11 protein-coding genes are annotated in these 10,254 nt (G+C 68.3%); 4 read left to right on the top strand and 7 right to left on the bottom strand.

Annotated features, from left to right (window positions below):
• Positions 1–77: 77 nt before the first annotated feature.
• From sufU to U9980_RS04710, 7 genes are all read right to left on the bottom strand, one after another.
• On the bottom strand, positions 78–539 hold the full coding sequence (gene sufU / locus U9980_RS04740) for a Fe-S cluster assembly sulfur transfer protein SufU (RefSeq protein ID WP_322766847.1): 462 nt from the start codon (positions 537–539) through the stop codon (positions 78–80).
• Entirely contained in the window at positions 536–1,843 is a 1,308-nt protein-coding gene (locus U9980_RS04735) for a cysteine desulfurase (RefSeq protein WP_322749681.1), read from the bottom strand. The genes sufU and U9980_RS04735 overlap by 4 nt, the downstream gene beginning before the upstream one ends.
• A 41-nt stretch (positions 1,844–1,884) precedes the next feature.
• Positions 1,885–2,664 (bottom strand): Fe-S cluster assembly ATPase SufC, encoded by a 780-nt coding sequence (gene sufC / locus U9980_RS04730; RefSeq protein WP_322749671.1) that lies wholly within the window; start codon positions 2,662–2,664, stop codon positions 1,885–1,887.
• A gap of 78 nt (positions 2,665–2,742) precedes the next feature.
• Entirely contained in the window at positions 2,743–3,060 is a 318-nt protein-coding gene (locus U9980_RS04725; protein WP_322749670.1) for a non-heme iron oxygenase ferredoxin subunit, read from the bottom strand.
• Positions 3,060–4,316, bottom strand: a complete 1,257-nt coding sequence (sufD, locus tag U9980_RS04720; RefSeq protein ID WP_322766846.1) for a Fe-S cluster assembly protein SufD — start codon at positions 4,314–4,316, stop codon at positions 3,060–3,062. Before sufD ends, U9980_RS04725 begins: the two co-directional genes overlap by 1 nt.
• The gene (sufB, locus tag U9980_RS04715) at positions 4,316–5,806 is read right to left on the bottom strand and encodes a Fe-S cluster assembly protein SufB (RefSeq protein WP_322766845.1); all 1,491 of its coding nucleotides are present in this window, start codon (positions 5,804–5,806) and stop codon (positions 4,316–4,318) included. The genes sufD and sufB overlap by 1 nt, the downstream gene beginning before the upstream one ends.
• Complete coding sequence (locus U9980_RS04710) at positions 5,803–6,534, bottom strand: transcriptional regulator (RefSeq protein ID WP_322766844.1); 732 nt, start codon at positions 6,532–6,534, stop codon at positions 5,803–5,805. The genes sufB and U9980_RS04710 overlap by 4 nt, the downstream gene beginning before the upstream one ends.
• 363 nt (positions 6,535–6,897) lie before the next feature.
• Here U9980_RS04710 and U9980_RS04705 point away from each other — a divergent pair, with 363 nt between their 5' ends.
• The 4 genes from U9980_RS04705 to U9980_RS04690 all read left to right on the top strand — a co-directional run.
• A complete protein-coding gene (locus U9980_RS04705; protein WP_322766843.1) occupies positions 6,898–7,479 on the top strand; it encodes a helix-turn-helix domain-containing protein in 582 nt (193 codons plus the stop codon).
• 10 nt (positions 7,480–7,489) lie between these two features.
• Positions 7,490–8,431, top strand: coding sequence for an ABC transporter ATP-binding protein (locus U9980_RS04700; RefSeq protein WP_322766842.1), 942 nt, complete (start codon positions 7,490–7,492; stop codon positions 8,429–8,431).
• Positions 8,428–9,282: an ABC transporter permease gene (locus tag U9980_RS04695; protein ID WP_416210156.1), complete on the top strand. Its 855-nt coding sequence runs from the start codon at positions 8,428–8,430 to the stop codon at positions 9,280–9,282. Before U9980_RS04700 ends, U9980_RS04695 begins: the two co-directional genes overlap by 4 nt.
• Before the next feature lie 28 nt (positions 9,283–9,310).
• Positions 9,311–10,254: COX15/CtaA family protein (locus tag U9980_RS04690; RefSeq protein WP_322766841.1), on the top strand; the 944-nt coding region annotated here is incomplete at its 3' end.

The raw sequence follows: 10,254 nt of genomic DNA, 5'->3' as shown, positions 1-10,254 counted from the left end.
GTCGACCTCAGCCGTTTCAACCCCGGCCGTTGCCACTTCGGCCACGGTCGGGTCCTGTTCGGTCACGGTGGTCTCGCTCACCGGTCCACCTCCTGTTCCGGGATGCCGCCCACCGCCTGCGCGGTCGCGTCCTTCCAGGCCATCCACGACAGCAGGGCACACTTGACCCTGGCCGGGTATTTTGACACGCCCGCGAAGGCGACCGCGTCCTCCAGCACATCTTCGTCCGGCTCGACGGTGCCGCGCGACTGCATCAGTGCCAGGAACTCCTGGCCCAACTCCAGCGCCTCGGTCACGGACCTGCCGATCACGAGATCGGTCATGACACTCGCCGACGCCTGGCTGATCGAGCAGCCTTCACTCTCGTAGGAGACGTCCGCGACCTTACCGTCGGACACCTTGACCCGTAGGGTCACCTCGTCCCCGCAGGTCGGGTTGACGTGGTGAACCTCGGTGTCGAACGGCTCGCGCAGCCCACGGTGGTGCGGGTTGCGGTAGTGGTCCAGGATGATCTCCTGGTACATGGAGTCCATTTTCACGTCCCGAAGAACCTCCGCACATGCCCCAGGCCTTCCACGAGTGCGTCGACCTCACCGCGGGTCGAGTACAGGTGGAAGGACGCCCGTGTCGTGGCCGGGACGCCGTAGCGCACGCAGACCGGGCGGGCACAGTGGTGCCCCACCCGCACGGCGACGCCCCGCTCGTCGAGCAGCTGGCCGACGTCGTGGGGGTGCAGCGGCCGGTTGTCGGATCCGGTGAACACGAACGAGATGGCGCCGCCCCGGTCGACCGGGTCCGGCGGCCCGATGATCCGCAGGCCCGGCACGGTGGCGAGCTGACCGAGGGCGTAGGTGGTGATGTCGTGCTCATGGGCGGCGACCGCGTCCATACCGAGCTCGGTGAGGTAGTCGACCGCGGCACCGAGGCCTACGGCCTGGGAGATCATCGGCGTACCGGCCTCGAACCGGTGCGGGGGCACCGCATAGGTCGACGCCTCCATCGTCACCGTCTCGATCATCTCGCCGCCGCCGAGGAACGGCGGCATGACCTCCAGCAACTCGCCCCGGCCCCACAACACGCCGATACCGGTCGGGCCGCACATCTTGTGGCCGGTGAAGGCGAGGAAGTCCACCCCGAGCGCGGTCACGTCGATCGGCATGTGCGGCACTGACTGTGATCCGTCCAGGACGGTCAGCGCGCCCACCGCACGGGCGCGGGCGACCAGTGTCGCCACCGGATTGACCGTGCCGAGGATGTTCGACTGGTGCACGAACGAAACGACCTTCGCCCGCTCGGTGATCACCTGATCGAGGTCGGTGAGGTCGAGCCGGCCGTCGTCGGTGAGACCGATCCAGCGCAGCGTGGCCCCGGTCCGCCGGCACAGCATCTGCCAGGGCACCAGGTTGGAGTGGTGCTCCATCTCGGTGATGACGACCTCGTCGCCCGGCCCGAGGCGGAAGCGCGCCGCCTCGGGGCCGGCGAAGGCCGCGTTGCTCATCGCGTAGGCAAGGAGGTTCAGCGCTTCGGAGGAGTTCTTCGTGAAGACGACCTCGTCCCGCCGGGGTGCGCCGATGAAGGCCGCGACCCGGTCGCGGGCGGACTCGTACAGCGCGGTCGCCTCCTCGGCGAGCACGTGGATGCCGCGGTGGACGTTGGCGTTGTGCTGCTCGTAGTAGTCCCGCTCGGCGTCGAGGACACGGGTGGGCTTCTGCGAACTGGCCGCGCTGTCGAGGTAGACCAGCGGCCGGTTGTCATGAACGCGCCGCGCCAGGATCGGGAAGTCCTTGCGGATCCGCTCGACGTCATAGGCCAACCTCGGCTCGCCCGTCCCCCCGGTCCTCAGATCATTTGCAGGGACGGGCGCGTCCCTCACGCCGGTCATCGTCACGCCGCCGTCCCGGCCGGCTCGCTCGCCTTGACATACCGGTCGTAGCCACCGTCCTCCAGGACCGCGGCAAGCTCGGGGCCACCGGAGTCGACGATGCGCCCACCGGTCATCACATGGACGAACTCCGGCTTCACATAGCGCAGGATGCGGGTGTAGTGGGTGATCAGCAGAATGCCGGTCTCCCCGGCCGCGCGGACGGACTCGATGCCGGCGGAGACGATCCGCAGCGCGTCCACGTCCAAGCCCGAGTCGGTCTCGTCCAGGATGGCGATCTTCGGCTTGAGCAACGCCATCTGCAGGATCTCGTGCCGCTTCTTCTCACCGCCGGAAAAGCCCTCGTTGACGCTGCGCTCGGCGAAGGCCGGGTCCATCTCCAGGCCCGCCATGGTGTCACGGACCTCCTTGACCCACGTACGCAGCTTCGGCGCCTCGCCGCGCACGGCCGTCACCGACGAGCGCAGGAAGTTCGACACCGACACGCCGGGAACCTCGACCGGGTACTGCATGGCGAGGAAGACACCGGCACGGGCGCGTTCGTCGACGCTCATCGCGAGGACGTCGACCCCGTCCAACGTCACCGAACCACTGGTGATCGTATACTTGGGGTGACCGGCGATCGAGTACGCCAGCGTCGACTTACCGGAGCCGTTCGGCCCCATGATCGCATGGGTCTCGCCACGGCGGATCGTCAGATCCACGCCGCGCAGGATCTCCCTCCCCTCGGTGGAATCGGTCTCCACCGAGACATGGAGGTTACGGATCTCAAGGGTCGACACTTGATCAGTCTCCTATATACCGCTGCCGCTATATACCGCTGTATGCCGCTGTGTGCCGCCGTATGTCGCCGTATCCAGCTATGACGGCCCGACGTCGACGAGCACGTCGTCACCGTCGATCTGCACCGGATAGACGGGCACCGGCTCGGTTGCCGGCAACCCGATGGGTTCACCTGTGGCGAGGTCGAACTGCGAGCCGTGCAGCCAGCATTCGATCCTCGCGTCCTCGACCTCACCGTGGGAGAGCAGCACCTCGGCGTGGGAGCACTCGTCGCGGATGGCAAAGACCTGCCCGCCCGCCAGCGCCAGGCATACCGGCTCCCCGTCGACCTCGACGCCGAGCGCGGACTCCTCACGCAGGTCGGACAACGCGCATACGCGCTGGAAACCGCCCACTAGACGACCCCGTCCAGCTCCGCCTCGACCGCCGCGGTGATCCGGTCCCGGAGAGACTCGATCTCGATCCGGTCGACGATCTCGGCGAAGAAGCCCCGGACCACCAGGCGCCGCGCCTCGTCCGCCGGGATGCCCCGCGCCATCAGATAGAACAGCGCCTCGTCGTCGAAACGCCCGGTGGCACTGGCGTGGCCGGCCCCGATGACCTCGCCGGTGGATATCTCCAGGTTCGGCACCGAGTCCGCCCGCGCACCATCGGTGAGAACCAGGTTGCGGTTCAGCTCATAGGTGTCGGTACCCACCGCATCCGCTCCGATCACCACGTCGCCGATCCACACCGCGTGCGCGCCGGCGCCCTGAAGCGCGCCCTTGTACGCGACCCGACTACGACACGACCGCGGGCCGTGATCGACGAGTAGGCGGTGCTCCTGGTGCTGACCGGCGTCGGTGAAGAACAGCCCGTAGAGCTCGGCGTCCCCGCCAGGCCCGGCATAGGTGACGGTGGGCGACAACCGGACGAGATCGCCACCGAGAGTCACCGTAAACGAACGGAACCGGGCGTCGCGGCCGACCCTGGCCGCGTGCGCGGCGACGTGCACCGCACCCGCGTCCCAGTCCTGCAGCGAGACGAAGGTCAGTGACGCGCTGTCACCAATCGACAGTTCCACGTTACCCGCGAAGATAGCCTGCCCGGTGTGGTCGAGCACCACCGTGACCGAGGCGAACGCCCCGACCTCGACCACCAGATGGGCGTAGGCGATACCGCCGGAACCGTGCAACCGGACGATCACCGGGGTGTCGGGAGTCGCCTGCGCGGGCACAGTGACCACGACAGCATGCTCGGCCCGGGTCATCGCGAACGCCGACACGCGGTCGGCCGGAATCAACACCCGCCCGACCCGGGCATCGTCGACGCCGACATGTTCGACCGTGACAGGCTCGGGTGCCTCGACATTCACGGCAAAGGTGGCGTCGGCGTCCGGGCCGGCGAGCAGGCCGCCCAGTCGGCGCAGCGGGGTGAACCGCCACTCCTCCTCGCGACCGGTCGGCAGCGGATGCGCCTGCGGGTCGCGGGAGCGCACCGGACGCGGTCGCCCGTCGGGCCGGCCATCGGGCCGACCCGCCGACACCCCTGCCTTCGACCCGACCGGTGACCCGGTCGAGGACCCGGCCACCAGCACGGCCGCGGCCGCACCGGTGGATGATTCCTCGGCTGAACCGTCACGCGAACCGTTGTGGATGGGAGCGGTCACCATCAGCCGACCGCACCTTCCATCTGCAGCTCGATCAGCCGGTTGAGCTCGAGGGCATACTCCATCGGCAGTTCCCGGGCGATCGGTTCCACGAATCCGCGCACAACCATGGCCATGGCCTCGTCCTCGGAAAGCCCGCGGCTCATCAGGTAGAAGAGCTGGTCCTCCCCGACCTTGGACACGGTGGCCTCATGCCCGATTGAGGCGTCGTCCTCCCGGACGTCCACATAGGGATAGGTGTCGGAGCGGCTGATCGTGTCGACCAGCAGGGCGTCACACTTCACCGTCGCCCGTGAGTTGTGCGCGCCCTCCTGGATCTGGACCAGACCCCGGTAGGAGGTCCGGCCACCGCCACGGGCCACCGACTTGGACACGATGGTGGACGACGTCCGCGGTGCGGCGTGCACCATCTTCGCGCCGGCGTCCTGATGCTGGCCGGAACCGGCGAACGCGATCGAGAGCACCTCGCCCTTGGCGTGCTCGCCGAGCAGCCACACCGCCGGGTACTTCATCGTCACCTTGGAACCGATGTTGCCGTCGATCCACTCCATGGTGCCGCCGGCCTGACACGCCGCCCGCTTGGTCACCAGGTTGTACACGTTGTTCGACCAGTTCTGGATGGTCGTGTACCGACAGCGGGCATTCTTCTTCACCACGATCTCCACGACCGCCGAATGCAACGAGTCAGAGGAGTAGATCGGCGCCGTGCAGCCCTCGACATAGTGCACGTAGGCACCCTCGTCGACGATGATGAGCGTCCGCTCGAACTGGCCCATGTTCTCGGTGTTGATCCGGAAATAGGCCTGGAGTGGAATCTCGACGTGCACGCCCGGCGGTACGTAGATGAAGGACCCGCCGGACCACACCGCGGTGTTGAGCGCAGCGAACTTGTTGTCGCCGACCGGGATAACCGACCCGAAGTACTCCTTGAACACCTCCGGGTGTTCCCGCAGACCGCTGTCGGTGTCGAGGAAGATGACGCCCTGCTCCTCAAGATCTTCCCGGATCTTGTGGTAGACGACTTCACTTTCGTACTGGGCCGCCACACCGGAGACCAGACGCTGCTTCTCCGCTTCGGGGATGCCCAGTCTGTCATAGGTGTTACGAATGTCCGCCGGCAGGTCGTCCCAGGTTGCCGCCTGCTTCTCGGTCGACCGGACAAAATACTTGATGTTGTCGAAGTCGATGCCGGAAAGATCCGCGCCCCAGGTCGGCATGGGCTTGCGACCGAAGAGCTTCAGGCCCTTGAGTCGGAGCTGCGTCATCCACTCCGGTTCGCTCTTCTTGGCCGAGATTCCGAGGACGACCGCCTCTGACAGGCCGCGCTGGGCGGTAGCCGCATACGCGTCCGTGTCGGACCAGCCGAACTTGTAGGAACCCAGACCCTCGAGTGCTTCGGGGACTGTGGCCTCCGGGCGCGCGATCTGACGATCGTCGCGCGCCCTTTGGCCCTCGAGTCGACTGTCGATCTCGGTCTCGGGAGTTGTGGTCATATGACAGGCCCCTCCGAGGAGGTGGGAGTGATGGGGTTCATTGCGGTGGACGTACTGGCAGTGGAGACGGGAGCGGGGTCCAGGGGAACATGCGTCGTGCACACTCCATCACCATGCGCGATTGTTGCGAGCCGCTGGACGTGGGAGTCGAGCAACCTCGCCAATGCGGCGGTCTCAGCGCCGCAAAGTTCGGGAAAGCGCTCCGCAACGTGCTGCACCGGACAGTGGTGCTGGCAGATCTGGACGCCGGTGGGCAGTGGTGAGGCACTTGCCGTGTAGCCGGCGGCGGACATGGCCGCCGCCAGCGCCGCCGGTCGGTCCGCCGGGTCAGCCTCGGCCACCGCCGGCTTGACCCGGCGTTCCAGGTCGGCGGCGCGTGCCTCGGCGAACTCCGTGACACCTTGGTGACCCGCGACGTCCGCGAGGAAGCTCAGCGCGCTGGCTGCGAGATCCTCGTATGCGTTCGGGCCCGCCGCGTGCCCGGCGGCGGTGAGCTGGAACAGCCGGGCCGGACGCCCGCGGCCACGGGGGGCCGCGGTGCGCGCCGAACGGGTCGTGATCGTGTCTTCGACGAGCATCGCGTCGAGATGCCGACGGATCGCCGCCGGCGACAGGCTGAGATGAGCCGCGAGCGTGACCGCGGTCGAGGGACCGAGTTCCAGGAGCAGGCGCGCGACACGGTCACGGGTTCGGCCGTCGGCCACCGCACCGCTGGAAGTGTCGGGCATGCTTTTCACAACACCACTGTGCCTTATTTCCCGTCAGAGGTCGAACGGGTCGGCGCGCCGGGCCGACGCGATCCGTCGCAATACCTGACCATCGTGGCATCTGACCTGGGCACGGACCGCACGGTCGAGCCGAGCGTCTGATGCGCCACATCCCCGGTCCAAGCCCCGGTCCAAGCCCCGGTCCAAGCCCCGGGCCACGGCCCCGGGCCACGCAAACCCCGTCGGCATCCGCTACCACTGGCAGACCACGCTCATCAGCGCATCACCACGAGTGAGAGGTCGTCGCACCGGCCAACTCCTGACACGCTGCGACGGGAGGCGAACAGCGTCTCCGGTTCGTTCGACGTGACCTGGACGGAGAGCGTGACCGAGGCCGACGCAGGCGCTGGCGCTGGCAGGGACTACGCCGCGGAGTTGGGACGCCGGCTGCGGGCGGCCCGTCACCGCCGCGGCATGTCCCTCCTTGATGTCCAGACGCGGACGAACGGACGCTGGACGGCAGGCACCCTCGGCGCCTACGAACGTGGCAGCCGCGCGCTGCGGGTGCACCGCCTGGTGGAACTGGCCGACCTGTACGACATGGCCGCGATCATGCTTGTGCCGCCGCCACCGTCGGCCCGCTCCGACCTGGTAGGACTGCCGCCGCTCGCCATCGACCTGCACCGGCTGCGCAAGCTGCCACCGACCCGCACCGGGCCGCTACGGCGCTGGATCGCAATCGTCCAGGTCCTGCGTGCCGACAGCTCCCGGGACGTGCTGCGCCTGCGGCGAACGGACCTGCCCGCGCTGGCCCGGCTGTACAGCACGACCCCGCTGCTCCTGCATGAACGCTTCGGTGCCTGGGGGGCGCTCGCCGACCCGGACACCACCCAACGTCCCCCGTCGCCCCGCGGCCAAACCCCACGCGCGACGCGTGCCGCGCACCGTGCACGCGGTGGTCCGTAGGATCGCCGATGTGGCGGAGGACCTGGCAGTCGAGGTTGTCGACCTGGTCAAGACCTACCGGCCACGTTCCGGCCAACCCATCCATGCAGTCAACCAACTATCACTGAACGTAACTGCCGGTTCAGTGACGGCGCTGCTCGGCCCGAACGGTGCCGGTAAGACCACCACGATCGAGATCTGCGAGGGTTTCCGCCACCCGGACTCGGGCCACGTGCGGGTGCTCGGCCTCGATCCCCGACGCGACGCGGCCGCCCTGCACCCCCGGGTGGGAGTCATGCTCCAGGCTGGCGGGGTCTACCCGGGCGCCCGTGCGCAGGAGATGCTCAGCCTGCTCGCCGCGCATCACCGCAACCCGCTGGACGTCAAGGTCCTGCTCGAGCGGGTCGGCATGTCCGGCTCGGCCCACACGCCCTACCGGCGCCTGTCCGGCGGGCAGCGCCAACGGCTGTCCCTGGCGATGGCGTTGGTGGGGCGACCCGAACTCGTGTTCCTGGACGAGCCCACCGCGGGTCTGGACGTGCAGGCCCGCCGGGCCACCTGGGACCTGGTGACCGAGCTGCGCGGCAGCGGGGTGACGGTGGTGCTCACCACCCACGCCATGGACGAGGCGGAGCACCTCGCGGACCACGTTGTGATCATTGATCACGGCGGGATGCTCGCGGCGGGTTCCCCGGCCGAGTTGACCCGGGGCGGCGCTGAGGGACAGCTGCGGTTCCGGGCGCCGGTGGGTCTCGACATCGACCGCCTCGTCCTGGCCCTCCCGGACGGCACGGTCGCGACGGAGGAACCTGCCGGCCGCTACGTGGTGCAGGGCCGGATCGACCCACACCTGTTGGCAGCGGTGACCGCATGGTGCGCGAGCAACGGTGTGCTGGCCGAGGATCTCAGAGTCGAACAGCGCAGTCTGGAGGACGTGTTCGTGGAACTCACCGGTTCGGGGTTGCGGCCATGACCGGCACCGGCACCCCGTCCGAGGCGACGGCACCGGCGACGACACCGACACCGACACCGACACCCGGACAGGTACCGGCCGCCCAGCGTCCACTCGACCTTCGCCCGGCACCTGGCGCCGCGCGCTGGTCAACCATGCTCCGGGCCCAGACGATGCTCGAGGTGAAACTGACGCTGCGCCGCGGGGAATCGGTACTGCTCACTGTGATCATCCCAGTTGGCCTGCTGCTGTTCTTCACAACCGTAAACGTGCTGCCCACCGATGCCGGTGCTCCGGTGGATTTTCTTGTCCCCGGCATCCTGGCTCTCGCGGTCATGTCGACGGCGTTCACCGGACAGGCGATCGCAACCGGATTCGAGCGATCCTACGGTGTGCTCAAACGGCTCGGCGCGAGCCCCCTGCCCCGGTCGATCCTGCTCGCTGGCAAGACGCTGGCCGTTGTCGGCGTGGAGATCATCCAGGTCCTGCTGGTGATCGCCGTGGGATTCGGCGTCGGCTGGCACCCGCACGGTTCGCCGTTGGCGGTGGGGTTGCTCCTGCTGGTGGCGACGGTTGCCTTCTCGGGCCTCGGCCTTCTGATGGCGGGCACGTTGCGGGCGGAGGCGACCCTGGCCGCGGCCAACGGCGTCTACCTGCTGCTGTTGCTCGTGGGCGGGATCGTCTTCCCGCTCTCCCGGTTGCCTGGTTGGCTGGCCGGCGTTGGCGAGCTGCTGCCCACGGCCGCGACATCGGACGGACTGCGCGCGATTCTGCGGGACTCCGCCGGTCTGCCCGTCGCGGACCTCGCCATTCTGCTCGCCTGGGCGGTCGGTTCACTGGCCCTCGCGGCGCGGACGTTCAAATGGGAATAATCTTCTACGAACGGTAGTATGACCTGCGATGAGCGGATGGAAGAAAGTACCGACGGTGAGCCCCACTGTCTTCAGCCTCCTCACCCGGATTTCCGTCGCCCTGCTCGCGCTGATTGTCGTCACCGGCGGCGCGGTGCGGCTGACCGGGTCCGGGCTTGGCTGCCCCACCTGGCCCACCTGCGGTGACAACTCGTTCGTCACCCGGCCGGAGTATTCCGCGCACGGCTGGATCGAATTCGGCAATCGTCTGCTGACCGTCGCCGTGGGGCTGGTGATGCTGCTGCTGCCGCTGGTATCGCTGCGGCTGGCCGAGCGCCGCCGCGACCTCGTCGCGCTCTCGTTCGGCCTCTGGCTCGGCTTCCTCGGCCAAGTGGTGCTCGGTGGGTTGACCGTCCTGTTCAAGCTGCACCCCGCGCTGGTGGCCGGGCATTTCCTGCTGTCGATGCTGCTGTTGGTGGACATCGTCGTGCTCGACCGCCGGGCCCGTCAGGGCGCTGGCCCGGTCCTCCCGGTGGCCCGGCCCGAGCTGCTCTGGCTCGCCCGGGTGCTCACCCTGGTCGCGGGCGCGGTGCTGGTCCTCGGCACGGTGGCCACCGGCACCGGTCCGCACAGCGGGGACTCGTCCAAGGCCAGGCGATTCGGGTTCGACATCACCACTGTCGCGCAGTTGCATGCCGACGCTGCGATGGTGCTGGTGGGACTCGTGATCGCCACCGTGCTCGCCGTCCGTCCCGGTGGCGCGCCGGCCGAGGCCGTGCGTGCGAGCAGCGCGCTCGCCGCCGTTGTCATCGCCCAGGCCGGAGTCGGGTTCACGCAGTACTTCACCGGTGTGCCCGTCGGCCTGGTGGAACTGCATATCGCCGGGGCCACCGTGCTGTGGATCCTCACCCTGCGGGTCTGGCTCGCGATGAAGGAATCAGCCTCAGCGGTAGGTAAAAAAGGTCACCATCACGACGAAAATCGCCTACCCAG

The organism is Protofrankia sp. Cr1 (assembly GCF_963555865.1).
GTDB lineage: Bacteria > Actinomycetota > Actinomycetes > Frankiales > Frankiaceae > Protofrankia.
The sequence above is the reverse complement of the archived record's forward strand: the minus strand, read 5'-3'. Positions and strand labels throughout refer to the sequence as shown.

Bases quoted from the DNA above. Each gene is read 5' to 3' on its own strand.
- sufD (WP_322766846.1), bottom strand. From the start codon at position 4,316: ATGGTGACCGCTCCCATCCACAACGGTTCGCGTGACGGTTCAGCCGAG.
- sufB (WP_322766845.1), bottom strand. From the start codon at position 5,806: ATGACCACAACTCCCGAGACCGAGATCGACAGTCGACTCGAGGGCCAA.
- U9980_RS04710 (WP_322766844.1), bottom strand. From the start codon at position 6,534: ATGCCCGACACTTCCAGCGGTGCGGTGGCCGACGGCCGAACCCGTGAC.
- U9980_RS04695 (WP_416210156.1), top strand. From the start codon at position 8,428: ATGACCGGCACCGGCACCCCGTCCGAGGCGACGGCACCGGCGACGACA.